Raw genomic sequence first — 25163 nt, forward strand, 5'->3', positions numbered from 1 at the left:
TTTTCAAAAAAGTGAAGATACAGGAATTCTTAAAAACCAAAACGAAACACATTTTAATATTATTAACAATAGCGTGCTGTTTTTTCAACTGTAAAGTGAATGAAAAACCGCTTTTTATTAATGTTGAGAATATTGAAGTAGTAAAATCAACGCCACAACATATTATACTTTCTGCCGATGCTTTATTTATGAATCCGAATGATATTGGCGGTGAACTTAAAACCGATAAAATTAAAATTTTTGTAAATGATAACGAAGTAGGCTATGTATCCACAAAAAGCTTTAAAGTGCCAGCTAAAGATGAGTTTACTATACCACTAAAAGCTGCAATTCCTGTTGATAGTTTACTAAGCGGAAAGAGTATTGGAGGCCTTATTGGAAGTTTATTTAGTAAAACAATGAAGGTGCAATATAAAGGCGATATAATATACAAAACTTTAGGGTTTTCGTATACATATGGTGTTGATGAAACTGAAGACGTGAAAATTAAATTATAAGATTGACTGTTAACGAGCACTACATAAAGCGCTGTATAGAAATTGCCAAAAACGGATTAGGTATAACCAGACCAAACCCAATGGTTGGCTGTGTAATTGTAGTAGACAACAAAATTATAAGCGAAGGTTTTACTAGTAAATATGGCGGAAATCATGCAGAAGTGAATGCTATAAATGCTGTTGAAGATAAATCGATTTTAAAACAAGCTACACTTTATGTAACACTAGAACCGTGTTCGCATTATGGTAAAACGCCACCATGTAGCGATTTAATTATAAAGCACAACATCCCAAAAGTGGTTATTGGCTGTGTGGACGATAACAAAGAAGTAGCTGGTAGAGGCATCAAAAGATTAATGGAAGCAGGAGTTGATGTAATTGTTGGTGTTTTAGAAGATGAATGCAGGCAACACCATAAACGTTTTTTTACGTTTCATAATAAAAGGCGACCTTATGTTATTCTGAAATGGGCAGAAACCAAAGATGGTTTTATTGCTCCTGAAAGCAAGAATGAAATAGCACCTGTTTGGATAACACATGCACACTCAAGACAATGGGTACATAAATGGCGCACTGAGGAGCAAGCTATTTTGGTAGGCACAAATACTGTAATTGAAGATAACCCGAGCTTAACGGCAAGAGATTGGACGGGATTGAATCCTGTTAGAGTTGTAATTGATAGAGAAAATAAATTACCAAAAACTTCTAAAATCTTTGATGATTCTAGTGAAACACTAGTTATTAATAAAAGTACTATAGATTTTAAGAAACCAATAGCATCGCAGATTTGTACTGTTTTGTTTAAAAAAAATATCAACTCTGTAATTATTGAAGGCGGTGCTAAAACACTACAAACCTTCATAGATGAAAACCTTTGGGATGAAGCACGTATTTTTACTGGAAACACTTTTTTTGGAAAAGGTGTTAAAGCACCAATTTTTAAAGGAAAATTGTTTTCAGAAGAAAACATTCAAGGTGATATTTTAAAAATATATCAAAATGATTAACACCATTATTTTCGATTTTGGTAACGTATTTATTGATTTAGATATTGAAAACGGATTTCAGGAATCACTAAAAACATTAGGCATTTCAACTTTATCTAAAGATATCATCGATATTAATAAGCTCTATGAAACTGGTTCTATCTCAACTGATGATTTTATTAATTTTTATGCTGAAAAATTTCCACATTTGACAAAAGTAGAATTGATAGACCTATGGAATGTCATTTTAAAAGATTTCCCTAAACATCGCTTAGATTTTTTGAAACAGCTAAAATCTGAAAACAGATATCAACTCATATTATTAAGTAATACTAATGAATTACATATTGATTGGATAAAAGAACATGTGCCATTTTACGAAGACTTTAAAAATTGCTTTGATGCGTTTTATTTATCACACGATATTAATTTAAGAAAGCCCAATGCTGATATTTTTGAGTTTGTATTAAACACTAATAATTTGAATGCCGAAAACTGCATTTTTATTGATGATAACGCCGATAATATTGAAACTGCGAAACATTTAGGCATTAAAACTTGGCACATAACACCATGTAAAGAAGACGTTGTCAACTTATTTTCTTCTAAAAAGCATCTGTTTTAAATTTTGGATGCCGCTGATGACACATATAAAACCATAACTTCACCTGTAGAAGGCATACTTTTTAAAGAAAAGAACAGTAAGTTTTTTGGATTTGCATACCATGTTTTAAATGAAGACGCAATAAAAGTATACATCGAAAAAGTTAAAAAAGAACACCATGCTGCAAGACATTGGTGCTATGCCTACCAGATTGGAACTGAAAATAAATTATTTAGGGCCAACGATGATGGAGAACCAAGTAATTCTGCTGGTATGCCTATTTATGGACAAATTCAATCCTTTGATGTTACAAATACGCTTATTATTGTGGTGAGGTACTTTGGCGGTGTAAAACTTGGCGTTGGCGGATTAATTCAAGCATACAAAACCACAGCACAACTTACCTTACAATCCTGTGAAATCACTCAGAGAACCATTGATATTCAGTTTTTAATAACCTTTGAATACAAGGATATGAATACAGTGATGCGCATTATAAAGGAAAAACAATTAAGTATTATTGACCAAGAACTAGAGCTAAGTTGCAACATAACCATATCTGCAAGAAAAAAGTTAGCCGAAGATATTTTTAGAGTTTTTAGCAGTATTTATGGCGTTGCCATCAAAAGAAAGTAGAAATATTTAGTTAATTAAGTCTAAAATATATTTAGGAGCTCTGGTTGGTCTATTCGTTTTCATATCAATAAAAACTAAAGTTGTTTCAGCTGTCGTTAAAATTTCTCCAAGTTCGTTTGTAATTTCGTACTCAAATTCAATCTTTGCTGTAGGTTTATTTTTCAGTTGAGTTTTTACATTAATTAAATCATCATAACCCGCTGATTTTTTATAATTTATATTTAAAGAAACTACGGGTAACATAACACCTTCTTCTTCCATTTTTTTATATGATACCCCAAGCTTTCTTAACCATTCAATTCTCCCCATCTCTAGATATAATGCGTAGTTACCATGATATACCACCCCCATTTGGTCTGTTTCACCATATCTCACTCTAATTTGTATTTCATCGATTTTCATAACTTTATATCAATATTTTTTTGTAGCTTCGGCTAGCAGATAAACATGGTGAAAAATTTCTGAAAATTCAACAGGTTTTCATTTTTTTTTTTAGAATTTTGTTCACATATTTGCCACACATTAAAAGGGGGATTAAAGAGATTCTACTCTTTAATAAATACTAACGAAAACCAAGCATTAAATTAAATGAGTACAACTGCGCAATCGGTATGGAATAACTGTCTTAATTTTATAAAGGATAATATCCAACCGCAAGCATATAAAACATGGTTTGAGCCCATTGCAGCAGTAAAACTCCAAGACAATGCTCTAAGTATTCAAGTACCAAGTAAATTCTTTTATGAATGGCTTGAAGAGCACTATGTTAAAATATTAAAAGTAGCTCTAACTAAAGAGCTAGGTGAAACTGCTAAATTGGTGTATATCATTAAGATGGAAAACACTTATGGCAACAAACAACCTTTTACTGAAAAAATTCCAAGTTCTAACAGAACACCTGTAAAATCGCAAGAAGTAGACATACCACTTAACAATAAAAGTCCGGAATTAAAAAATCCATTCGTTATTCCAGGTATAAGGAATGTTAAAATTGAATCACAATTAAATCCAAATTATAGTTTTGAAAACTTTCTGGAGGGCGATTCAAATAGATTAGCGAGAAGCGCAGGATTAGCTGTTGCAGCAAAACCAGGTGGAACATCATTTAATCCGTTGTTAATTTTTGGCGGTGTTGGATTGGGAAAAACGCATTTGGCACACGCAATTGGTGTGGACATAAAAGATAAATATCCAGAAAAAACAGTACTTTATATTTCGGCTGAAAAGTTTACTCAACAATACATTGATTCGGTTAAAAAGAACAACCGCAACGATTTTATCCATTTTTACCAAATTATTGATGTGTTAATTATTGATGACGTACAGTTTCTTTCAGGTAAATCTGGCACGCAGGATGTATTCTTCCATATTTTCAACCATTTACACCAAAATGGCAAACAGGTAATTTTAACGAGCGACAAAGCTCCTGTGGATATGCAAGACATTGAGCAACGCTTATTATCTCGCTTTAAATGGGGATTGTCTGCAGAATTACAAAATCCTGATTTCGAAACACGGGTTTCAATTCTAAAAAACAAATTATACCGTGATGGTGTTGAAATGCCTGAGGAAATCATAGATTATGTTGCTAAAAACATTAAAACTAATGTTCGAGAACTAGAGGGCGCCATTATCTCCCTAATCGCACAATCTTCATTCAACAGGAAAGAAATCACTATCGACCTTGCTAAACAAATTGTAGAAAAGTTTGTTAAGAATACGAAACGTGAAGTTTCTATAGATTATATACAAAAAATCGTCTCAGACTATTTCCAAATGGATGTAGAAACACTACAATCAAAAACACGTAAGCGTCACATTGTACAAGCAAGGCAATTAGCTATGTTTTTTGCTAAAAAAATGACAAAAGCTTCTCTTGCCAGTATTGGCTCTCAAATTGGAAAACGCGATCATGCCACAGTGCTGCATGCTTGTAAAACCGTAGATAATCTTTCCTCTACCGACAAGCAGTTTAGAAAATACGTTGAGGATATCTCAAAAAAACTCTCTGTTTAATTCTATTTAAAATGACTAAAATTCTAATGGTATGTTTGGGCAATATTTGTCGATCTCCATTAGCAGAAGGCATTTTAAAATCAAAACTTCCTGAAAATAAATTCTTTATCGATTCTGCAGGAACTGGAGCATACCATATTGGTAACAAGCCAGACATGCGTTCTATAGCAGTAGCAAAGGAAAATGGGATAGACATTTCTAATTTAAGAGCCCGACAATTTGTTAAACAAGATTTTTCTGATTTTGATTTGATATATGCTATGGACGAATCCAATTTTAGACATATAATAAAAATGGCCAGAAATGACGAAGATATCGCGAAGGTAAAACTCATTTTAAACGAAATTGCACCTAACCAGAACAAAAGCGTTCCAGACCCCTATTATGGCGGTGATAAAGGATTTGAAAGTGTTTTTCAAATGCTAGATGAAGCTTGCGATAAAATAGCAGAAAAACATATTTAATTTCACTATATTCATTAATCATTTCCATAATTAATGACACCAAAAATTGGCAGACTATTTTTAATACCAACTACGCTTGGGGATAACGCACCGCTCGAAGTTTTACCTATCTCGGTAAAAAAAACAATCGAAGACCTCTCCATATTTATAGTTGAAAATGAAAAATCCGCTCGCAGATTTATTAAAAAAATTAGTCCAAAGAAACCACAACCATCTCTACAGCTATTTCTTTTAAATAAATTCACACAACCCATCGAATTACCAGAATTTCTAACGCCTTGTTTAGCAGGAAAAGACGTAGGGTTGTTATCTGAAGCAGGATGTCCTGGTGTTGCAGATCCTGGAGCAGATGTTATAAAACTGGCTCATGAAAAAGATATTCGAGTAGTGCCGTTAGTGGGCCCCTCTTCTATTTTAATGGCCATAATGAGTTCTGGGCTAAACGGGCAAAGTTTTGCATTTAACGGTTATTTGCCAATTGATAAAAATGAAAGAAAAAAAGAAATAAAACGTTTAGAACGCTTATCTTTTGAACAAAACCAATCTCAAATATTCATTGAAACCCCCTACCGCAACAATAAAATGCTCGAAGATATTTGCGCTACCGTTTCTAAGGACACCCATGTTTGCGTAGCTTGCGATATTACGCTAAAAACCGAATATATTAAAACGCTACCAGCTCAATTATGGCACAAAAAAAATGTAGACCTTCATAAAAGGCCTACAATTTTTATTATTCATAAAAGCTAAGTTTTATTTTTAAAGCGTATTGACTTTTGCTTTTTTATTAGGCTTTAAAAACGATGTATCATAGCCTGAAAATCGTTTCATGTAATTAGCAATGGTAGTCCCGTACCCATCAGCAAAGTTATCTAATCCATAACTTCTTAAATACTTCTTAACGCTACCTGGACCAGCCAAATGCGCTGCCGCTAATATACCCGATTCTGTTACTACCACACCATTAATACGTTTTCCAACAAAATTATTGATATCTCTACGCAAAATCCATTTGTTACGCTGCGCGTTAGCTATAAAAGCCTTTTCCTGAAGTTTTGGGTCACCTAAAAACTTTTCAATGTTTCTAACACCAATTAATTTTAAGGTTTCTTTTCCAAATTGATACTTACCCAAATAACCGTATGTATTTATGGTAGCGTAATTACCGCCAGATTCCTTAAAAGCAAGAGCTTCTTTAAATCCAACGAATGACCTCCCCAAATATGGTGAGAACACTTCGTAACCTTGATTTGATGCCTCAGCATTTTCGCTAATACCCACATCGTCGCCCACTGTGTAATTTAACACTAAGCCATCGGTTGAATACCCACTTAAATCTATCGTTTCTTCAGTAGACAACGACGTTTGTAAAAGTATACATATTGTAAGCGCTAAAACTAAGTAACTTGCAATATTCTTTACCATAAATTTTAAATTTCTTCAGCAAAAACTAAAACGAATTCTGCTTGAAAATTTGAGCCGGCAAAATTACGTTTTTTTTTGATTTTATCAAAACTAATCGTTGAAGTACAATTTTTACTAATGGAATAGATGAAATACAGCCCCGTTTTTGTTGAATTCCAAAGTAGGAAAAGGTATTTTTATCATATTAAAAATGTTAAAAATTGTCTTTAACAGTGCTGAATTAGTGCTTAGGTTTGACAAATTTACGTCTAAACTGAGATAAAACTGCCTATACCTTGGAATAGTTGTTAACAATTGATTGTCAGAAACTTCAATACCAGACAGCATCCCTTCTCCCCCATACCCAAACGCAACATTTAACCACTTAGGAATTTTACTGTTTTTAAAAAAAGAATGCACGTTAAAACTTAACCAATAGGTTTGTCCATTATAATCTTTTAAAACCTGCTCAATTAAGGATTTACCGAGCTTATCGGGGCGCAATTCTGCATATCGTGTTTGCCTAAAACTAAATTTTACGTCAATTCGTTGTTCATTCCACAACAATTCTTGCGAAATATAGAGTCCTGTTCCTAAAGCATTTGCACTAACATCTCCCCAAGAAAATCCCCATTCGCTCGAGTATCCATCTAATACTTCAACAGCCGTTAAAAATCCGAATCCTATTGTGGCGCCATAAAGCAATTGATGTTTCTTATCTGCGCCGCTCCATTTTAATAAGTTAGCACCCTGCCTCCCCATTTGATACGCAGTAAACACATGACCGACTTTATCCAGCTGAAGCCACTCTGCGTTATCATTTATAGTGTGGAATTTTGAACGATCAAAATCAGCATACCATAGCTCATTTAAACCGATCAACGCAGCACTAGACAAGGCAGCCTCTGAAATTACTACTGCATCTCTACGTGGTATGTTTAATGTATCGCTAGGTGTTAAAAACTTGTTTAAAGGGGATTGCGCAGGACCAGTTAGTGAGAAACATATGCAAAAGGCTATATAAATACCATAACGTAACATTATTTATTTATCCCTTGTGACGATAAGTAGCGTTGATAAGCCCTAGCATTCACATTATGTTGTGCCAATGTTTTTGCAAATTTATGATAGCCAAAACGTTTTGGGTCTGCAGCAAAATAGAGGTATTTGTGTTTTTCATAATTTAAAACCGCATCAATTGCAGAGATATCTGGCATTGCAATAAGTCCTGGTGGTAATCCTCTTTTCTTATAAGTATTATATGGCGATTCTATCTCTTTATGCACATTTAAAACGCGCTTAATAACAGTGTTTTTATACTGAGGTAGTTTATATGCAGCGAATTTTAAAGTGGGGTCCGCCTGCAACGGCATACCAATTCGTAGTCTATTCATATACACCCCAGCAATTCTTGGTTGCTCAGAACGTTCTTTAGATTCTTCATATACGATAGAAGCCAAAGCAATAACTTGGTCTGGCGACAAACCGATATCATGAGCCTTGGCAATGCGCTTTTCGTTCCAAAAACGCTTGTATTCCTTTAACATTCTATCCCTAAAATCTTCTGCAGAGGTATTCCAATAAAATTCATAACTATTTGGCAAATACATTCCTAAAGCTGTTTCGTACTTAAAACTATGGTTCTTTAAAAAAAATGTATCGGTCATAACTTTTACTAACGACAGGCTATCCGCTTCAATTTGAGTGGCCACCCTTCCTGCCAACTTTTCCAGAGAATTTTGGTTATTAAAAGATACCTTTACTGGCATGTTATTGCTTCTAATGGAATTAATAATATCATTATTACTCATCCCCTTTTTTATAATATACTTACCAGGTTTAATATTGCTTGTATATTTCTTTTGTCTTGCCAAAATATCAAACTTATCAATGTCTTTTAAAAGTGGTTTAAGTTGCTCCTTAACATCGCTATATGTATCTGTGGTTTTTACATAGATGTAGGCTTCATCGTTATTAAAATTGGTATTTGGCGCCAACATAGCACCATAAACATAATATGCGAAAAACGCTGCCGCAATCAACCCTATTATGGCAATAGCCCAAAGTATCTTTTTAATGTACATCTATTATTTTATAAGTTGTAATAAATATTCGTTATTGAATTTTCCGTTGTTAAAGTTCCAATCTTTTTTTAAGCCCACTTTTTCAAATCCTACTTTGGTAAATAATTTAAGACTCGCCTTATTTTCTTCTGAAATATTGCAATATAGCTGATGTAGTCCTAAATGCTTAAAGCTATAGTTTATTAATAAGTGTAATGCTTCAAAACCATAACCCTTATCTCTATTTGAAGTATCTTTAATGAGAATACCTACACCTGCCCGTTTATTTTTAAAATCAAAATTGAATAGATCTATCAAACCTAACGGAGCTTCGTTGTTATCAGAAATCACCAAACGTAACTGTTTTACCTCAAAAATATCTTTATGTGCATTTTCTAAATATTGTTTAATTACAAATCTAGAAAATGGCGTTTGTGTATTACTTAAGTGCCAAATACTCTCGTTGTTTTCAACTTCAAGAACAAATTCTAAATCTTCAGGTTCTAAGGCGCGAAGCGTAATATGTTCTCCTTTTAACGTTTTCATATGGTGCCCTCAAACACGAATTTTGCAGGACCGATAAGCCATACATTTTTGTAAATGCCATCTTCTATATCGAAAGACACTTGCAAATCTCCGCCTTCAACCTCTAAATCAACACGAGTGCTAGTGGTCTCATTTAAAGCATGCATCGCTATAGCCACAGCTGTAACACCTGTACCGCATGACAAAGTTTCATCTTCCACACCGCGTTCATATGTACGAACTCTAAATGTATCATCAGATAATTTCTTAACAAAATTCACATTGGTGCCTTTTTCATTATAGGGTTCGCCGTATCTAATATTGGCTCCCTTGGTTTTAACATCAAAATTGTCAATGTCATCTTCAAACTGCACGTGATGTGGCGAACCAGTATCCAAGAATACATGATTAGCCTTTTTATCAATTGCTGTTACATCTTGCATTTGTAACTTAACTATATCACCATTAATTTCAGCATGATGCAAACCATCAATAGCTTCAAATGTGGCTTTATCGGAAATAACCTCAAGTTGTTTCGCAAATGCGACCAGACATCTACCGCCATTACCACACATTGTACTTTCGTTACCATCTGCATTGTAATACACCATTTTAAAATCATAGTCATTATGGTTTTCAAGAAGAATTAAACCATCTGCGCCTATGCCAAAACGTCTGTCGCAAAGGTGTGAGACCAATTTGGTATTATTTTTGTCGAATTGTTGTTGACGATTATCAATCATCACAAAATCGTTTCCCGTTCCTTGGTATTTATAAAATTTTTGTTGCATGATAAGGTGACAAAGATATGAATATTCTAACGTTTTTTTGATTGTTAAATCGTCGTTAAAGTTGAAAACAAAATTCAATAAATATTTAATTTTAATCGTTAGAGCACATACATTAAACTGAAAATTATGAAGAAGATTTTAACATTAGTATTAGTTTCAGCTCTTGGTGGTTTATTAACGCTTGGGGCATACAAATTATTTCTAGAAAACGATAACACCTTAGTGGTTGACACTATTGACGAAAAACCCGCATTGATTCCTGCTTCGGTATCAAGCACCATTTATAAACCCTATGAAACGCCAGATTTTACACAAGCTGCCGAAAATACGGTTAATGCTGTAGTACACGTTAAGAATGTAACCCTAAGCAGAGGACAAATGACGTTTGAGGATTTATTCCTTGGAAGAAGCCCACAGCGTGCACAGTTGGGTACGGGTTCTGGAGTTATTATTACGCCAGATGGCTATATTATTACCAACAATCATGTGGTAGATAGGTCTCAGGAACTTTCGGTAACACTAAATAACAATAAAACGTATAAAGCTGAAATTGTAGGGACAGACCCCAAAACTGATATTGCACTTTTAAAAATTGAAGCGGATGAGGAATTGCCAGTAGTAACTTTTGGAGATTCTGACAATGCTAAAATTGGCGAATGGGTATTGGCCGTTGGAAACCCTTTTAATCTAACTTCTACAGTTACTGCAGGTATTATTAGTGCAAAATCTAGAGATTTATCTGGCAACCCCAACGCAACGCAATCCTTTATACAAACTGATGCGGCGGTTAACCCTGGTAACTCAGGAGGCGCTTTGGTAAATACTAAAGGGGAATTAATTGGAATAAACACGGCTATTTCGTCGCAAACAGGCTCCTATGTAGGCTATTCCTTCGCTGTACCAAGTAATATCGCTAGAAAAGTAGTGAATGATATCATGGAATATGGCAATGTGCAAAACGGCATTTTGGGTGTTTCAGGAATTGCACTAAACAGTAGAGCTGCAGAACAGATTGAGATAGACGATACAGAAGGATTCTATGTAGGTGGTATTGAAGAAGATTCTGGAGCCGAAAAGGCAGGATTGCAAAAAGGTGATATCATCAAAGAAATTGATAATGTTAAAATCTCAAAATTTGCTGATTTAAGCGGGCACCTAAAAACCAAAAGTCCAGATGACATTGTTAATGTTACTTTCTCCAGAGATGGTAAAATTAAAACTGTACCTGTAAAATTGGTGCGAAACATGGTAACATCCATACCATTAATAGGTACAGTGAAAAATGCTAAATCCAGTGATTTAAAAAAGTACAAAACTAAAAATGGTGTAAAAATTTCTCAATTAAATGAGCAATACAAAGAATACTGGAACAAAAACGGTATTAAGGAAGGCACTATAATCACCATGATTAACGACATTGAAATTAATAATGTTGATGATGTTCAAAAAGCTTTAAAAGATAAAGCTATGCGCAATTCACTAAGAATTGAATTAATTAACGAAAATGGCGAAAAAGAGCTTTATAATTTTAGATAGAAAGACTATACGTTTATAGATTAAAAACAGCACTCTTAAAGAGTGCTGTTTTTTTTGCTAAAATTACCTACGAAAACGTTTGAAATATGATACTTTTGCAAAATTAAAAACCACTAAACTCAAAAAAATGTCTACAGATGCAACTTATGAAAAAGAGTTAGCGTTCCAAGCTGATCGTAGAAAAGCGACTGTTGAATTTATAAAAGCGGTTAGCGATTTATGGTATGATAACTCCATCGAGTTAATTCTATTTAAGAATCAGCTTATCGATAAAAACGTCAGTGAAATTTTAAACCTTCACGATTATGCCGGTAAGTTTGTGCAAAAACCCATTTCTATTTTTGATTCTGTTGAAATTGCAAAAGCCATAAAGCAACTCAACATTCCACCAGCGAAACTGGATATTGGTAAACTAACCTATGAATTTCATCTTGAGGAAAATAAATTTGATGATGCCATTCACTTTGTTGCCAATAAAATAAAAGATGCTGGCAACGGCAAAACCATAGAACCCAAGGATGTAATACTTTACGGCTTTGGAAGAATTGGCCGTTTGGTCGCAAGAGAGCTTATGGCAAAAACAGGTAAAGGCAACCAACTACGATTAAGAGCTATTGTTACGCGGGGTCCAATTACTGCCGAAATTTTAGAAAAACGAGCGTCTTTATTGAATAACGATTCTATCCATGGCGAATTTTCTGGAACAGTTTCAGTTAACGAAAAAGACAGTGCGCTTATAGTAAATGGCACTACCGTAAAACTAATTTCGGCCGATGCGCCCGAAACTATCGACTATACGCAATATGGCATTAGTAATGCTTTGGTTATAGACAATACAGGAGCTTTTAGAGATAAGGATGCATTATCAAGACATTTAAAAGCTAAAGGAGTTAAAAAAGTATTACTTACTGCTCCAGGAAAAGAAATCCCGAATATTGTTCATGGTGTTAATCATAAGGAATATAATCCTGATAAAATAAATATATTTTCTGCAGCATCTTGTACAACGAATGCTATAACACCTATTTTGAAGGCTGTGGAGGATTCTTATGGCGTAAAAAGCGGACACTTAGAAACAATTCATGCTTACACAAACGATCAAAACTTGGTTGACAATTTTCATAAAAAATACCGTCGTGGTCGTGCTGCAGCCTTAAATATGGTAATTACTGAGACCGGTGCAGGAAAAGCTGTTGCCAAAGCACTACCTAGTTTAGAAGGAAAATTAACCTCAAATGCCATTCGAGTTCCCGTACCTAATGGCTCATTAGCAATTCTAAATTTAGAATTAGATAGAAAAGCGTCATTGAACAGTATTAATTCTACCATAAAAAAATATGCTCTAGAGGGTGATTTGGTAGAGCAAATAAAATATGAATTAAGTGATGAGTTAGTATCTAGTGATATTGTAGGATGTTCTGCGCCAGCAATTTATGATAGCAAGGCTACTATTGTACGTGCCGATGGTAAAAATGTGATATTGTATGTATGGTACGACAACGAATATGGTTATAGCCATCAAGTTATTAGGCTTGCAAAATATATTTCAAAAGTAAGACGTTATACCTACTATTAAAAACATCTAAATGGTATTTTCTATCGTAAATCTAACCGAATAGCCTCAAATTTTTGAGGCTATTTGATAAATAAGAGCAATTTTAAACTTAATTTTATATTTTCGTAGCCATTAGTTAACCTATTTAAACACAACCAAATGAATTCCTCAAAGTTCCTTATTACCTTTATTTGTGCAATTGTTTTTAATATTTCACTTGCCCAAACCACGCCAGAACAAGAGACATTATCACTAAATAGCGGGACAATCGATAGTCAGTTCGAATATGTATTTAAAAAATCTGGTAATTTTAAAGGCACCAACGGACAACGTTATGAAGCTGTAAAAACAGCATGGTTAGTTGCATTAAGAAATCATGTGAGCGACTCTCTTAAAGCGGTTCATAAAGATTTAAGCGACACACAAGCCGTTGTTAAAAGGCAAGCAGATGAGATTTCACAATTAAAAGGTAACCTTACTAAAACGCAAGAAGATTTAGATAAAACCAATACCGAAAAAGATAGTATGTCGCTATTCGGTTTACAAATGAGCAAAACAGGGTATAACACCTTGCTTTGGGCTATCATTGCTGGTTTGTTAGCATTTTTACTGTTCTTTATCTACAAATTTAAAAATAGTAACGCTGTAACAAGACAAGCAAAACAAAGCCTATCTGAAATTGAAGAGGAGTTTGAAGAACACAGAAAAACAGCTCTTGAGCGTGAGCAAAAAGTGAGACGTCAACTACAAGATGAGATAAACAAGCAGAAAAAAGCTTAAACTAAGAATCATAAAAATAAAAAAGGCGCAATACCTGCTCGGTATTGCGCCTTTTTTATGTATTGTAAGTTAATTCCCTTTTTTGTAATCTGCTAAAAACTTAGCTAGCCCCATGTCTGTTAACGGGTGTTTAAGTAATCCCTCAATAGAACTTAAAGGCCCTGTCATAACATCAGCACCAATTTTAGCACAATCAATCACATGCATGGTATGGCGAACAGATGCTGCTAAAATTTGAGTATCGAAACCATAATTATCATAAATATGACGGATTTCAGAAATTAAATTCAATCCATCAGTAGAAATATCATCTAGACGTCCAATAAAAGGCGACACATAGGTTGCGCCAGCTTTAGCTGCCAATAAGGCTTGTCCAGCAGAAAACACCAACGTTACATTAGTTTTAATGCCTTTGCTAGAAAAATGTTTACAAGCCTTAACTCCATCTTTAATCATTGGCAATTTAATTACAATCTGGTCATGTAATTCTGCCAAAGCCTCACCTTCTCTTATCATACCATCAACATCGGTAGAAATAACCTCGGCACTCACATCGCCTTCCACAATATTACAAATATCCACGTAGTGTTTCATAATATTGTCGTGTCCTGTTATGCCTTCTTTAGCCATTAAAGATGGGTTTGTGGTTACACCATCTAAAATTCCCATATCCTGGGCATCTTTTATCTGGTCTAAATTTGCAGTGTCAATAAAAAATTTCATTAGTTATAATTATATAGATTTTACTTTGTTTTAATGTTGTTTCCAGTAAGCGGGCGTTACCCTCAAGGGGTCGGGCTTTCGGCAGTCGCTCCCTCCTATCGTCGGGGAGCTTCAACAAATGCCTCAATCCCTAACGCAGCGAATTTACAACATTATGGCTGTTACTAAGTTACCTTTTGGCAAAATCTATTAACAAGTTTCTTAATAGTTGTCGAAGTTAAATTGAGAAATGAAATAATGTTTAGTCTACTGTCAAAATATAAGTTCTAGAAGTGCTTTCTTCACAGAGGCCATCACAATCATTAAAATCATTTTCGCAATAATTATCAGCTTGCTCTACATCTAGTGTTATAGTAAATCGATATCTACCTTTACTCCTAGGTCTGCCTTCAATTATAACATCTCTGTAATCGAAGAACACCTCTAGTCCTTCGGGCAAATCACCAAATATGTCGAAATAGTAAAAATAGTCATTATCTCTTGGTTCATTTTGTATCTCAGACGTAATTTTGGCATAGAAATGCTCATTCTGTCTTGCACGATCAATTCTAGTATCTGATAAAACGGGTTTTCTATTAATCACACATTCGAGAATATCTTGACAGCTTGTAACGAAAAAAAACAAAGCAAAAACCGAGGGGAAGATAATTTTTCTATACATAAGGTTACTTTTGTGTTAATAAAACACAAATAGCATACCAAAACCTACAGTTTATAATGATTCATTAATAATTTTTCGTAAATCTTATCTGGTAGAATGCGTTTTAATGCCACAGAAAATTTTTGCATAAACTCCCCTACCTTATAATGTATTTTTGGCTTTTCGGTATTGATGATTTTATAGACAGCCTTTGCCATTAGTTTTGGGTCACTACCTTCATCAACATGGGCATTCATTAACTCTAAAGTTTTTCCGTAGCTTTTGTTATATGGCGATTGCTCCTTTAAAGGGGCATGGTATCGTCCTGCAGCAATATTGGTCGCAAAATCTCCTGGAGCAACATTAGTCATTTCAATGTTAAAAGGCTTCAACTCCATTCTAAAGGCTTCGGTTACTATTTCTAAAGCACCTTTGCTAGCACTATAAATACCACGATATGGCAAACCCATGTAACCTGCTATTGAAGTGATATTTATAATTAATCCGGAGTTTTGCATACGCATTTGTGGCAGTACTGCCTTAATTACATTTATAGGCCCAAAAAAATTAGTATCGAAATTAGCCTTTATTTCCGCTTCTGGGATTTCCTCAATAGGTCCTGTAATACCAGCTCCAGCATTATTAATCAATACATCGAGCCGATTTTCGTTTTTAATTACTGCAGCAATGGCATTTTTAACTGTATCAAGGTTTTTAACGTCTAAGGTTAGCAGAGGAAACATGGTGTTGGTATAATTCTCAGGATTTCTGCTAGTACCATAAACCTTATATCCTTTAATATGAAGAAACTCTCCGATAGATTTTCCAATTCCAGAAGAGCCACCGGTGATTAAAACTACTTTAGACATACTTATAATTTAAAATGCCAAATTACAACATCGAAATACGAAAAGAAAATTTAAATTTAAGGCACAAAAAAAGGCAAGCTACCTACATCACACCGCTACAACCGTATACCTTTGCTGCGTTCCCGCCCTGGAGGATTCTACAGGAGCTGGTTGTGTAGGACTTGCCGGCTGCAAAGATACAATCTTTTAAAATTTTCACAATGATTTTTTAAACCGATTTTTAATAAATATATTCGACCCAAATTTAGTGCTTCTCATGAAAATATATAAACTACTCACTACCACATTATTATTGTTTGTTTTATTGTCTTGTGGCTCTAATTCAAACCAAAAGAAAAACTTTTTTAGTATCACAACGAATGCTGACAAGGGAACTATTTCTATTGATGAGACGTTAAAACTTTCTATAGAAAACAAAAGGAATTATACCATAGATTCTGTAGTGTATACACTGAATGGAAAATCTATTTCTGATGGTTATACTTTAAAAAGCCATAAACTGGGAAAATATCCAATAGAGGCTTTGGTATATTATAATGGAAATGACACGCAGGCAGTTACCTCGTCTATTACTATTTTAAACAATACCCCTCCTAAAATTTATAAATATAATATCATAAACCAATACCCACATGATATTACAAGCTATACCCAAGGGTTGGAATTTTATAATGGTAAACTATATGAAAGCACAGGACAATACAAGGAATCTAAACTTAGGCAAATAGATTACAAAACTGGTGAAGTAGTTAAAAATATAAATTTGGCAGACGCTTATTTTGGTGAAGGTTTAACCATAATGAATGATAAGATGTATCAATTAACATGGAAATCTAATACCGGTTTTGTTTACGACGTAAACACATTTGAAAAAACAGGAAGTTTTAGCTATGGTAAAAGTAAAGAAGGTTGGGGACTTACCCACAACGACACACACATTTATAAAAGTGATGGCAGCGAGAACATTTGGTTGTTAAATCCTGAGACATTGGTTGAAGCAGACAAAATACAAGTGTACACAAACAAAGGAAAAATTACCGATATTAATGAAATGGAATGGATAAATGGGAAAATATATGCTAACCGTTACCAACGCAACGGTGTTGCCATTATTAACCCAGAAAACGGCGCTGTAGAAGGTGTTATAGATTTTACGCCATTAAAGAATAAAATAACCCAACACGAAAAACTCGATGTGTTAAACGGTATTGCCTATAATCCTGATACTAAAACCATTTTTGTAACAGGCAAACGCTGGGATAAACTGTTTGAAGTTGAAGTTGTTGAATAAAAAAGACCTCATTACATAAGGTCTTTTTTATCAATATAAGTTTAAATACTACAATTTAAAATCGTACGGAAACTTTTCCTCTTAAAAAGAAAGGTACACCAGGTGTAAAATGAATTTCCTCAACTGGGTTGGCCTCATTAAACAATCTACTCTCTGTAGCAAATTGGGTTTCGTTCCAATCTACATCAAAAAGATTTTCAACAATTACACCAATAGTCCAATTCTTATGGTTGTAATTTAAATTTAAGTCCGTAACAAAATAGCCTTCTGCCACAATGGAGTTATCTTCATTTGCTGGCCGATCTTTAATATAACGGTAACTAATACCGCCAGAAAAATTGCCCAAGTTATTAACTGTAAAACCACCTGCCGAGGTTAAGTCTGGTGCAAGTGGTATATAATCTCGTCCATCGGGTTCTTCGGTGCTTCTGGCAATGGTATAGTTTATATCTGTATTAAAATACAACCAATCCGCAATTTGATAGCGTAAGCCAAAATCTAATCCGTAACGCGACGTCTTTCCGCTAGGCTCAACAATAGCTGCGTCTCCTACATATACAAACTCCTGCTCCAAAAATAAAGACCAAAGTGCTGCATTAATTACCAATCTGTCTGTTGGTTTTAAAACTGTTCCTAAATCTGTACTAAATGCAGTTGGCAATATTTGTTCACCATTGTTGGCAACTACTACCCTAGTATCGTTAGAGTGAAAACCCAATCCTGTTTTAAGAAAAAACTGAGTATTTGACGATGCTGCATAAATAAAATTTAGTTTCGGACTCAATAAGGTCTTGTTTTCACTTTTACTATCATAGGCTTCAGTAAGTAAATCCTCATAATCATAAGTAAAATAATCTAAACGTAACCCCGGGTTAATCGTCCACTTTTTCACCTTATATGTTACATCTGCAAATGAAAAAGCATTTGTCTCATCTACATTGCCATAGGCCAACCTTTCTAATAATTCTTTTCTGTTCTTAGTGCGCGATAGTTGATTTTCATTAACATCATCATATCTAAAACCAACACCAACTCTATATCTTAATTGTTGGTCATGGTCTTCTAGATGAAACGATTTTTCGTAAATACTTTTCGCACCTATAATAGTTCTTTCTTCAAATTGACGTATTTGATCTGCATTTATTGGGTCTTCCAGAAAAAAAGTGAAGTTTGAAAACAATTCAAAATCATAATTAGATACATAAGCAGAAGATGTTAAACTAGAATGCTCATCAAAATGCTTGATATGATTCATCCAAATATTTGTTCTGCTTGTATTTCCACCCTCGGTATCATCAATGGCTCCAAATCTCCCTATTAAACCCTGGTCTACAGCGCGTTGTGGTATTTGACCTGAAGCGTCCCATTTACTTTGAAAGTGGGAAAGCGATAAATTAAATTCCTGATCTTTATAATTATTGTAGTTATATCGCCCCATAACATTTAAACGATTAAAGTTCTGAGGAGAATCAAAAACACCATCGGTTAAATTCATTTCACTGGCTATGTAGGCATTACTGTTATCGCCATCCCAAATCTTAAGCATGCTCATAGCCCTTACTGTATTGAACTGACCAGCTTCAACAGAAATTACATTTTTATCAATTTTTTTCTTTGTTTGAATATCTACATAGCCAGCCGTATTAAAGTTGCCTTTGTCGGCATAATAGGAACCCTTACCAAAATCTAGATTATCAATGGTTTCTGGAATAATAAAGTGCATATCTGCATACCCTTGTCCATGCGCATGCGATACCATATTTACAGGCATGCCATCTACATCAATGGCTATATCGGTACCGTGGTCTATATCAAAACCTCTTAAAAAGATTTGTTCTGCTTTTCCTCCGCCTGCATGTTGACCGATAATTAACCCCGGGATTTTTCGAAGTATCTCCTGTGATGATTTTACAGGGCTTGTTTTTAAATCTACATTTACGAAGTTACTGAGGACATTTACTTTTGAAACTATCAAGACTTGATCTAGAGATGCCGAAGATATCTCCATAATAACTTGAATGGTACTATCTAAATGAGACTCATCGATAGTAAGTTCATAATTTTTATAACCTAATTGGTAAAAATAAATGATATCCCCTACCGATATATCATCAATTTCAAAATAACCAGATACATTGGTATAGGTATAAGCCCCTGTACTTTTGTTATAAACCCCAACACCTTGGATGGGCTTCTCGTTATCTTCGGAAATTACCGTCCCGCTAAGTTCGTGGGCTTTTATACTGCCAAAAACAGCCAATAGCACAAATGTGAAAATATACTTTTTCATTTTTTTAAATTTTTAGACATAGTCAACGTAACAATGTTGAAAATGCATTATTCATTTCGATTAAAGAGTCGATTAAAAAATCTATGTGTCTTACAACACTATATATTTAGGTGTAACATAGACATTAGAGTATATCAAGATATTTGTGGAGGGATTTTCTCTTTTTTAGAATGTTTTAATAATAAAATTTTACAGTGATTGTATATCAATGCAGTATGCTCTAAATAAACGCATATCCTTAATTTATAGTTGTTTGAACAAACATGCTTATCCACCTTAACGTTTTTGGTGCTTGGAAATTCAGTGTCACTTTCGTCTGTATCTTGATTTAGTGCTAGAGCTAAATCATCTAATAATCTATGACTATCAGACATATATGAAGGTTCAGGGAGTTTATTCAATTGCCTTGAATTAACTTCATAGTCATGAGATATGATGTAACTAGGCATGCTTAAATTATGTGAAAGATTATGACAAATATTTAGTATTTCATTTTGCAAAGGTGAACCAAGATAAATCATACTGATGAGCACCGCAAAAAATTTAATAATATGTGTTTTGTAACTTTTCAAATGATTTTTTATTCTTCTAAAAGGTCTATTAAGGTTTTTTCAAGGTTAGTAGCATAAGCTCGTATTGAAGGGTAGAGAAAAATGTTTACCAAAGGCAAATCTAGTTCTAACTCTTGTTTAAGCCTCGCTGAAATCTTTATGGCCAAAAGAGAGTGTCCTCCCAATGCAATAAAATTATCGGTAACACTTATTTTATCTATTTGAAAAACATCTTCCCAAACGGTAAGTACAAGTTCTTCTATTTCATTGTTAGGAAGTACTAGCGTTCTTATACTATCTTCTTTATCAATATTTAGTGTCTTTAAACGCTTTTTATCAATTTTACCATTAGTTGTTAATGGCATTTCTTGTAAATAGCAAAACTGAGAAGGCATCATGTATAAAGGTAAGCTAAAGCCTAGCGTATTTATAAATATTTCATCGGAAAGCTGTTCCTTTCCCGAATAAAAAGCCACTAATTTAGGTTCTTTATTTGCATGTTCTATTTTCAAGACCGCACAAGACTCAACCCCTTCAACCTCCAATATATTAGATTCTATTTCGGTTAATTCTATCCGGTACCCGCGAAATTTAATTTGCTCATCAATTCTCCCCAAGTATTCAAGTTCATTCACATCATTTACTCTTGCCAAATCACCCGTACGATATAAAACTCCATATTCAGACAAATCATTAGATATGAACCTTTCATTAGTTAAGTCTTGCATGCCCAAATATCCAGAGGCTAAGCTTTTTCCAGAAACATACAACTCACCGACGACACCATCTGGAACAATATTTAGTTCAGAATCTAAAATGTAGGCAGTCATATTAGAAATTGAATTGCCTATTGGAATGGAGCCTTCTTTATGTGTATTCGTATTGAATTTTGAAACAATACATCCAACAGTAGCTTCTGTGGGGCCATATTCGTTGTAAATATCAACATCATGATTGAAGAGCTTGGATATAGCATTACCCAAACTCACTTTAAAATCCTCTCCTCCAACAATGATTGTTTTTAGTTTTGATTCTGTAACATAAAGTTCTTGAAACAAAACCAAATGTGAAGGAGTTAACTTGATGAAATCAACCTTATTATCATTAATAACTTTGGCTAAAGACATATCGGCACCTGACAGGTCTTCTGGATAAATCATCAGAGTACCTCCAGACATTAATGGTAAAAACGTAGAGGTAATAGTCAAATCGAACCCTATTGAAGTAAACAAAGGAATTTGAGAGTTTTTAGAAACACCATAGTACGTTTTCGCCCAAAATAAGTAATTTGATAAAGCTCCATGTGAAATCATCACTCCTTTAGGCTTTCCTGTTGAACCAGATGTGAAAAGAACATAAGCTATATCATTTTCATTAATAGGAGCCTGAATTTCCTCCTGATAATTAGCTTCAGAATTGTACTGAAATCTATCCAACTCTATCTTATCAAGACCAATACTATCTGTTTTATCTTTGAAGTAGGAGTCGGTTAGAATTAACTTCGCATTACTTACGTTACAGATATATTTAACACGCTCTATAGGTTGGTCAGAAGCTAAGGGGATAAAGGTCGCTCCTATTTTAGCAACTGCCAGAATACTTATTATATAATCAGTATTCCGATAATTAAATAAAACTATGCTATCCCCTTTACCGAAGCCCTGATTTATTAGACGCTGAGCGAGTACATTTGCATGATGATTCAATAAAATATACGAAAGCTGGTTCTCTTCGCATTCTAGAGAAACCGCATTCGGTGCTGCTTTAACATTATCATAAAAATCGGAAAATACAGATCTGTATTCCGTTTTTATTGAGGGTGTTCTACCATTATATTTCTGAATCTCTTGTTTACTAATAATAGATCTTGCGGTAATTTTATCAGTTAGATGCTCAGTAATTTGGTCTAAAACATTTAAAAAATGATCTGCTATACGACTTTTCAATTGATCATTAAAAATGGAATTATTTAGATCGAATAATAAAGAAACGTTTCCAGAATTATCCATATCGTAAACATTACATCTCAACGCATGATTACTATCTGAATGGTCTGGATGTATCCATTCTGAACTTATTTCGAATTTATTGAAATTTGAAAACTTTGCATTTATGTAATTGAGCGTAACATTATATACTTTATTAATCTCTACACTAGACGACCCTGTTTTTGCATATTTTAAATATGCATTGGTCTCTAACTTTACTTTATTAATAACATCAATAAAAGTGTCAACTTCTGAAAGTTCAACAATCAAAGGAAAAAATTCAATAAAAATACCAGGTGTTTTCTTAAACTGCCTGTTTATTCTATTATGAACTGGGGCTCCAATTGCTATTTGATTTAAATCTCCAATTCTATACAAAAAAACAAACAAAGCCGATGTGAAAATATTAAATAGTGTAAGATCTTGAGTCCAACTTCTTACTTCGGGTAGTTGGGCTAAAGCTTTAATTTTATTCGTCCTTTCTTTTCCTAAATGAATGTAAATTCTATCTGAAGATGTACTTAGGTTGGAATTAGATTTGCCATATAATTTTGGTAGAGTTTTTACCTGTGTTACCTTTTCTTCCCAATAGTTAATAATGGACTTATTTTCTAATGATTTTTCATTTTCGAAAACAACATAGTCTTTAAAATGTGGAATTTCAATTTCGGCAGTATCAGATTGACTTAAAAGCGACTTGTATATCGTATCAAGGGTCTTAAAAACTATAGTAGACGATGTTGCATCGGTAATTAAGTGGTGGATATTTAAATACAATACATACTCATCATCACATTTTTTAATTAGCGCACAATAGTAAAGGCATGTTTCTAAATCAAAAGAAACAATGCTTTTTTCCTGTTGCCAGCTTTTTATTTCGGCTAAGGTTTTATTCGAAAAATCTAAAAACTCATAATTAACTACACCATCAGTTATAACCTGCATTTCAGGCTCCTCATTATTCTCAATGAATATAGTTCTTAAAGCGTCCGATTTCTCAACCAGCAAGTAAAACGATTTTTGAAATATAGTAACATCAATTTTTCCATATATTGTAAAAGCATGAACCATATTATACAAAGGTGTCTTTGGGTTCATTTTTTGCCCTATCCAAATAGCTAATTGAGTTCTCGTGAGTTTCATTCTACAGTTTTTACTTCTGCTATTGTTTTGTATTAATAAAATTAACTATATCGTCTACAGTCATAAAATTCTCAATAACCATATCTTCTGGATTCACCTTTATCTCAAACTTATTTTCTACAAAAGAAATTAACTGCACCATTCCCAGTGAATCTAAAATAGCACTACCGAGCAAATCCGTATCGCTCTCCAGTTTTTCGTCCAATTCGTCTACAAGAAGTTCGTTTTCAATATGTTCTAAGATAATTTGTTTCATTCTAATTATTCGGTGTTAAATGTTTTCTATCAATTTTTCCAGAACTGGTTCGAGGTAAATTAGTGTGTATCTGTATTATGTCTGGTATAGCATATACTGGTAGGTTTTGTTTGCAGTAAAGTTTAACTTCATGTGCTGTAAGTCTACTATTCTCAATTAATAATACCGCTGTGTAAATTAATGTTGCATCAGTTCTAGTATCAACAATTACTGCAACTTCCCTAATTTCAGGATGCTTTAAAATTGAAGCTTCTATTTCATCTAACTCAATTCGGTAGCCTCTTACCTTAACCTGCCTATCATTTCTTCCGTAAAAAAGTAAATTACCATCTTCACGCTCAGAAACAATATCTCCAGTTCTATAGAATTTAATCTCTAAACCATCATCAGAGTTTTCGGTGTAAAAGCTTTTGGAAGTTAGTTCTGGATTTTTCCAGTATCCTTGCATCATAGTCCCTGAGTTAATTAAAAGTTTTCCTTTGTCTCCCAACTTAACTGGATTATCGCATTCATCCAATACTCTAAAAGAAGTATTACCCCATACTTTACCTATTGGTAATGTGTCTATAAAGTCTGGTAAACTCCTAAAATTGTAAAATGTACATTGATTGACCTCAGCTGGCCCATATACATTAGAAAACGTAACATGCTCCCACTTTTCTATAAACGTTCTTAGATGCTTTAAAGGAAATACTTCTCCCCCAAACAAAACCCAACGTAAACTAAACATCTTATATCTATCTAATAATCCTGTTTGTAATATTTGTATTAAGGCAAGAGGGACCGAGTACCAAATACTGAGATTTTCTTCATCAATTAGTTGTGCCAAACTCGAGGGTAGCTTAGTATGAGCATCAGTAGCAATAATGGTAGTTGCACATCTTAATGGTGCTGAAAAATATCCAAAAGTAGAAATATCAAAATGTATTGGAGCATGATTACCCACTCTGTCGTTTAAAGTTACATCATAGAGACTTGCAGACAACTTAGCATAGTTTAAACCACTATTATGTGTATGCATTATACCTTTGGGTAGTCCTGTAGAGCCAGAGGTAAACATAACATATGCTAAATTATGTCCAGTAATTTTTAAGGGCTTAAAATTTGAGATATTAATAGTATAAATATCTTCCCAATCTACAGATGATATAATATCCGTTTTTAATCCAATAACTGCAGAAAGGTTGCTTTCTGTTTCTAGTAGGGATTTTACTTTACTTCTAAGTTTTGGTGAGCTAATCAAATAACGGATATCACAATTTTTCAATACATAGCTGGTACGGGTGTGCGGTGCAGAAAAATCTAACGGCACATAGGCTGCACCTGCCTTTAAAATACCATAAATAGCTATAGCGGTTTCTAAACTTCTATTCAGATAAATACCTACTCTATCACCGATTTTTACACCTTGTTGATTTAAATAATGGGCTAATTGACTTGTTTTAATGCTTAATTCCCTGTACGTTATTGTTTCCTTTCCACATTTAAAAGCCTCTTTATCTGGTTGTGAAGTGGATGCATTTTCAATAATATCTACAAGTGTAAAAATCTCCAT

General features: G+C 33.9%; 25 protein-coding genes and 1 other RNA gene. 11 read left to right on the top strand and 15 right to left on the bottom strand.

What is annotated here, in order from left to right; all coding sequences use genetic code 11:
- The first annotated feature begins 11 nt into the window (after nt 1-11).
- From BMY39_RS13450 to BMY39_RS13465, 4 genes are read left to right on the top strand one after another with little or no spacing between them, the layout of a single operon-like run.
- Nucleotides 12-497: an LEA type 2 family protein gene (locus BMY39_RS13450; protein ID WP_245738295.1), complete on the top strand. Its 486-nt coding sequence runs from the start codon at nt 12-14 to the stop codon at nt 495-497.
- 2 nt (nt 498-499) lie between these two features.
- On the top strand, nt 500-1504 hold the full coding sequence (ribD, locus tag BMY39_RS13455) for a bifunctional diaminohydroxyphosphoribosylaminopyrimidine deaminase/5-amino-6-(5-phosphoribosylamino)uracil reductase RibD (RefSeq protein ID WP_092580566.1): 1005 nt from the start codon (nt 500-502) through the stop codon (nt 1502-1504).
- Nucleotides 1497-2108 carry an HAD family hydrolase gene (locus tag BMY39_RS13460; protein ID WP_092580568.1) on the top strand — a complete coding sequence of 204 codons (612 nt, stop codon included), beginning with the start codon at nt 1497-1499 and terminating at the stop codon, nt 2106-2108. The genes ribD and BMY39_RS13460 overlap by 8 nt, the downstream gene beginning before the upstream one ends.
- Nucleotides 2109-2111: 3 nt before the next feature.
- Nucleotides 2112-2723 (top strand): IMPACT family protein, encoded by a 612-nt coding sequence (locus BMY39_RS13465; protein WP_092580570.1) that lies wholly within the window; start codon nt 2112-2114, stop codon nt 2721-2723.
- Between the two features lie 6 nt (nt 2724-2729).
- Here BMY39_RS13465 and BMY39_RS13470 read toward each other — a convergent pair whose 3' ends face one another.
- Nucleotides 2730-3125 (bottom strand): acyl-CoA thioesterase, encoded by a 396-nt coding sequence (locus tag BMY39_RS13470; RefSeq protein ID WP_092580572.1) that lies wholly within the window; start codon nt 3123-3125, stop codon nt 2730-2732.
- Nucleotides 3126-3311: 186 nt separating this feature from the next.
- On the opposite strand from BMY39_RS13470, the gene dnaA reads away from it, so the two are divergent.
- Genes dnaA through BMY39_RS13485 form a run of 3 tightly spaced genes read left to right on the top strand, consistent with a single transcriptional unit; the run spans nt 3312 to nt 5953 of the window.
- Entirely contained in the window at nt 3312-4739 is a 1428-nt protein-coding gene (dnaA, locus tag BMY39_RS13475) for a chromosomal replication initiator protein DnaA (RefSeq protein WP_092580574.1), read from the top strand.
- 11 nt (nt 4740-4750) lie between these two features.
- Nucleotides 4751-5203 (top strand): low molecular weight protein-tyrosine-phosphatase, encoded by a 453-nt coding sequence (locus BMY39_RS13480; protein ID WP_177176609.1) that lies wholly within the window; start codon nt 4751-4753, stop codon nt 5201-5203.
- Nucleotides 5204-5236: 33 nt separating this feature from the next.
- On the top strand, nt 5237-5953 hold the full coding sequence (locus BMY39_RS13485; RefSeq protein WP_092580576.1) for an SAM-dependent methyltransferase: 717 nt from the start codon (nt 5237-5239) through the stop codon (nt 5951-5953).
- Between the two features lie 9 nt (nt 5954-5962).
- Here BMY39_RS13485 and BMY39_RS13490 read toward each other — a convergent pair whose 3' ends face one another.
- From BMY39_RS13490 to dapF, 5 genes are all read right to left on the bottom strand, one after another.
- A complete protein-coding gene (locus BMY39_RS13490; RefSeq protein WP_092580578.1) occupies nt 5963-6628 on the bottom strand; it encodes a lysozyme family protein in 666 nt (221 codons plus the stop codon).
- Between the two features lie 114 nt (nt 6629-6742).
- Complete coding sequence (locus BMY39_RS13495; protein ID WP_092580580.1) at nt 6743-7648, bottom strand: DUF2279 domain-containing protein; 906 nt, start codon at nt 7646-7648, stop codon at nt 6743-6745.
- Nucleotides 7648-8691 carry an endolytic transglycosylase MltG gene (mltG, locus tag BMY39_RS13500; RefSeq protein WP_092580582.1) on the bottom strand — a complete coding sequence of 348 codons (1044 nt, stop codon included), beginning with the start codon at nt 8689-8691 and terminating at the stop codon, nt 7648-7650. Before mltG ends, BMY39_RS13495 begins: the two co-directional genes overlap by 1 nt.
- 3 nt (nt 8692-8694) lie before the next feature.
- Nucleotides 8695-9216, bottom strand: a complete 522-nt coding sequence (locus BMY39_RS13505) for a GNAT family N-acetyltransferase (protein WP_092580584.1) — start codon at nt 9214-9216, stop codon at nt 8695-8697.
- Nucleotides 9213-9986 carry a diaminopimelate epimerase gene (dapF, locus tag BMY39_RS13510; RefSeq protein ID WP_092580586.1) on the bottom strand — a complete coding sequence of 258 codons (774 nt, stop codon included), beginning with the start codon at nt 9984-9986 and terminating at the stop codon, nt 9213-9215. The genes BMY39_RS13505 and dapF overlap by 4 nt, the downstream gene beginning before the upstream one ends.
- A 126-nt stretch (nt 9987-10112) precedes the next feature.
- On the opposite strand from dapF, the gene BMY39_RS13515 reads away from it, so the two are divergent.
- From BMY39_RS13515 to BMY39_RS13525, 3 genes are all read left to right on the top strand, one after another.
- Entirely contained in the window at nt 10113-11522 is a 1410-nt protein-coding gene (locus BMY39_RS13515; RefSeq protein ID WP_092580588.1) for a trypsin-like peptidase domain-containing protein, read from the top strand.
- Nucleotides 11523-11649: 127 nt separating this feature from the next.
- On the top strand, nt 11650-13098 hold the full coding sequence (locus BMY39_RS13520) for a glyceraldehyde-3-phosphate dehydrogenase (RefSeq protein ID WP_092580753.1): 1449 nt from the start codon (nt 11650-11652) through the stop codon (nt 13096-13098).
- A gap of 138 nt (nt 13099-13236) precedes the next feature.
- Entirely contained in the window at nt 13237-13857 is a 621-nt protein-coding gene (locus BMY39_RS13525) for a tRNA (guanine-N1)-methyltransferase (RefSeq protein ID WP_092580590.1), read from the top strand.
- A gap of 69 nt (nt 13858-13926) precedes the next feature.
- On the opposite strand, the gene fsa is transcribed toward BMY39_RS13525, so the two are convergent.
- The 4 genes from fsa to ffs all read right to left on the bottom strand — a co-directional run bounded on the left by fsa (nt 13927) and on the right by ffs (nt 16256).
- Nucleotides 13927-14580: a fructose-6-phosphate aldolase gene (fsa, locus tag BMY39_RS13530; RefSeq protein ID WP_092580592.1), complete on the bottom strand. Its 654-nt coding sequence runs from the start codon at nt 14578-14580 to the stop codon at nt 13927-13929.
- A gap of 241 nt (nt 14581-14821) precedes the next feature.
- Nucleotides 14822-15241 carry a hypothetical protein gene (locus BMY39_RS13535; protein WP_092580594.1) on the bottom strand — a complete coding sequence of 140 codons (420 nt, stop codon included), beginning with the start codon at nt 15239-15241 and terminating at the stop codon, nt 14822-14824.
- Nucleotides 15242-15285: 44 nt separating this feature from the next.
- Nucleotides 15286-16089: an SDR family oxidoreductase gene (locus BMY39_RS13540; protein ID WP_092580596.1), complete on the bottom strand. Its 804-nt coding sequence runs from the start codon at nt 16087-16089 to the stop codon at nt 15286-15288.
- A 68-nt stretch (nt 16090-16157) separates the two neighbouring features.
- Nucleotides 16158-16256: signal recognition particle sRNA small type (ffs, locus tag BMY39_RS13545), an RNA gene on the bottom strand.
- A gap of 89 nt (nt 16257-16345) precedes the next feature.
- Here ffs and BMY39_RS13550 point away from each other — a divergent pair.
- The gene (locus BMY39_RS13550; RefSeq protein WP_092580598.1) at nt 16346-17380 is read left to right on the top strand and encodes a glutaminyl-peptide cyclotransferase; all 1035 of its coding nucleotides are present in this window, start codon (nt 16346-16348) and stop codon (nt 17378-17380) included.
- A gap of 55 nt (nt 17381-17435) precedes the next feature.
- Here BMY39_RS13550 and BMY39_RS13555 read toward each other — a convergent pair whose 3' ends face one another.
- The 5 genes from BMY39_RS13555 to BMY39_RS13575 form a co-directional block, all read right to left on the bottom strand.
- Nucleotides 17436-19670, bottom strand: a complete 2235-nt coding sequence (locus tag BMY39_RS13555; RefSeq protein ID WP_092580600.1) for a TonB-dependent receptor — start codon at nt 19668-19670, stop codon at nt 17436-17438.
- 134 nt (nt 19671-19804) lie between these two features.
- Nucleotides 19805-20119, bottom strand: a complete 315-nt coding sequence (locus tag BMY39_RS13560) for a hypothetical protein (protein WP_143064780.1) — start codon at nt 20117-20119, stop codon at nt 19805-19807.
- 131 nt (nt 20120-20250) lie between these two features.
- The gene (locus tag BMY39_RS13565) at nt 20251-23352 is read right to left on the bottom strand and encodes a non-ribosomal peptide synthetase (RefSeq protein WP_092580604.1); all 3102 of its coding nucleotides are present in this window, start codon (nt 23350-23352) and stop codon (nt 20251-20253) included.
- 19 nt (nt 23353-23371) lie between these two features.
- Entirely contained in the window at nt 23372-23608 is a 237-nt protein-coding gene (locus BMY39_RS13570) for an acyl carrier protein (protein WP_092580606.1), read from the bottom strand.
- A 1-nt stretch (nt 23609) separates the two neighbouring features.
- Nucleotides 23610-25163, bottom strand: coding sequence for an amino acid adenylation domain-containing protein (locus BMY39_RS13575; protein ID WP_092580608.1), 1554 nt, complete (start codon nt 25161-25163; stop codon nt 23610-23612).

Source organism: Hyunsoonleella jejuensis (genome assembly GCF_900111025.1).
Taxonomy (GTDB): domain Bacteria; phylum Bacteroidota; class Bacteroidia; order Flavobacteriales; family Flavobacteriaceae; genus Jejuia; species Jejuia jejuensis.

Excerpts from the sequence above, each read along its gene's own strand:
- BMY39_RS13460 (WP_092580568.1), top strand. The coding sequence starts at position 1,497 with ATGATTAACACCATTATTTTCGATTTTGGTAACGTATTTATTGATTTA.
- BMY39_RS13470 (WP_092580572.1), bottom strand. The coding sequence starts at position 3,125 with ATGAAAATCGATGAAATACAAATTAGAGTGAGATATGGTGAAACAGAC.
- dnaA (WP_092580574.1), top strand. The coding sequence starts at position 3,312 with ATGAGTACAACTGCGCAATCGGTATGGAATAACTGTCTTAATTTTATA.
- BMY39_RS13480 (WP_177176609.1), top strand. The coding sequence starts at position 4,751 with ATGACTAAAATTCTAATGGTATGTTTGGGCAATATTTGTCGATCTCCA.
- BMY39_RS13485 (WP_092580576.1), top strand. The coding sequence starts at position 5,237 with ATGACACCAAAAATTGGCAGACTATTTTTAATACCAACTACGCTTGGG.
- BMY39_RS13490 (WP_092580578.1), bottom strand. The coding sequence starts at position 6,628 with ATGGTAAAGAATATTGCAAGTTACTTAGTTTTAGCGCTTACAATATGT.
- BMY39_RS13495 (WP_092580580.1), bottom strand. The coding sequence starts at position 7,648 with ATGTTACGTTATGGTATTTATATAGCCTTTTGCATATGTTTCTCACTA.
- mltG (WP_092580582.1), bottom strand. The coding sequence starts at position 8,691 with ATGTACATTAAAAAGATACTTTGGGCTATTGCCATAATAGGGTTGATT.
- BMY39_RS13505 (WP_092580584.1), bottom strand. The coding sequence starts at position 9,216 with ATGAAAACGTTAAAAGGAGAACATATTACGCTTCGCGCCTTAGAACCT.
- dapF (WP_092580586.1), bottom strand. The coding sequence starts at position 9,986 with ATGCAACAAAAATTTTATAAATACCAAGGAACGGGAAACGATTTTGTG.
- BMY39_RS13515 (WP_092580588.1), top strand. The coding sequence starts at position 10,113 with ATGAAGAAGATTTTAACATTAGTATTAGTTTCAGCTCTTGGTGGTTTA.
- BMY39_RS13520 (WP_092580753.1), top strand. The coding sequence starts at position 11,650 with ATGTCTACAGATGCAACTTATGAAAAAGAGTTAGCGTTCCAAGCTGAT.
- BMY39_RS13525 (WP_092580590.1), top strand. The coding sequence starts at position 13,237 with ATGAATTCCTCAAAGTTCCTTATTACCTTTATTTGTGCAATTGTTTTT.
- fsa (WP_092580592.1), bottom strand. The coding sequence starts at position 14,580 with ATGAAATTTTTTATTGACACTGCAAATTTAGACCAGATAAAAGATGCC.
- BMY39_RS13535 (WP_092580594.1), bottom strand. The coding sequence starts at position 15,241 with ATGTATAGAAAAATTATCTTCCCCTCGGTTTTTGCTTTGTTTTTTTTC.
- BMY39_RS13540 (WP_092580596.1), bottom strand. The coding sequence starts at position 16,089 with ATGTCTAAAGTAGTTTTAATCACCGGTGGCTCTTCTGGAATTGGAAAA.
- BMY39_RS13550 (WP_092580598.1), top strand. The coding sequence starts at position 16,346 with ATGAAAATATATAAACTACTCACTACCACATTATTATTGTTTGTTTTA.
- BMY39_RS13555 (WP_092580600.1), bottom strand. The coding sequence starts at position 19,670 with ATGAAAAAGTATATTTTCACATTTGTGCTATTGGCTGTTTTTGGCAGT.
- BMY39_RS13560 (WP_143064780.1), bottom strand. The coding sequence starts at position 20,119 with ATGCCTAGTTACATCATATCTCATGACTATGAAGTTAATTCAAGGCAA.
- BMY39_RS13565 (WP_092580604.1), bottom strand. The coding sequence starts at position 23,352 with ATGAAACTCACGAGAACTCAATTAGCTATTTGGATAGGGCAAAAAATG.
- BMY39_RS13570 (WP_092580606.1), bottom strand. The coding sequence starts at position 23,608 with ATGAAACAAATTATCTTAGAACATATTGAAAACGAACTTCTTGTAGAC.
- BMY39_RS13575 (WP_092580608.1), bottom strand. The coding sequence starts at position 25,163 with ATGGAGATTTTTACACTTGTAGATATTATTGAAAATGCATCCACTTCA.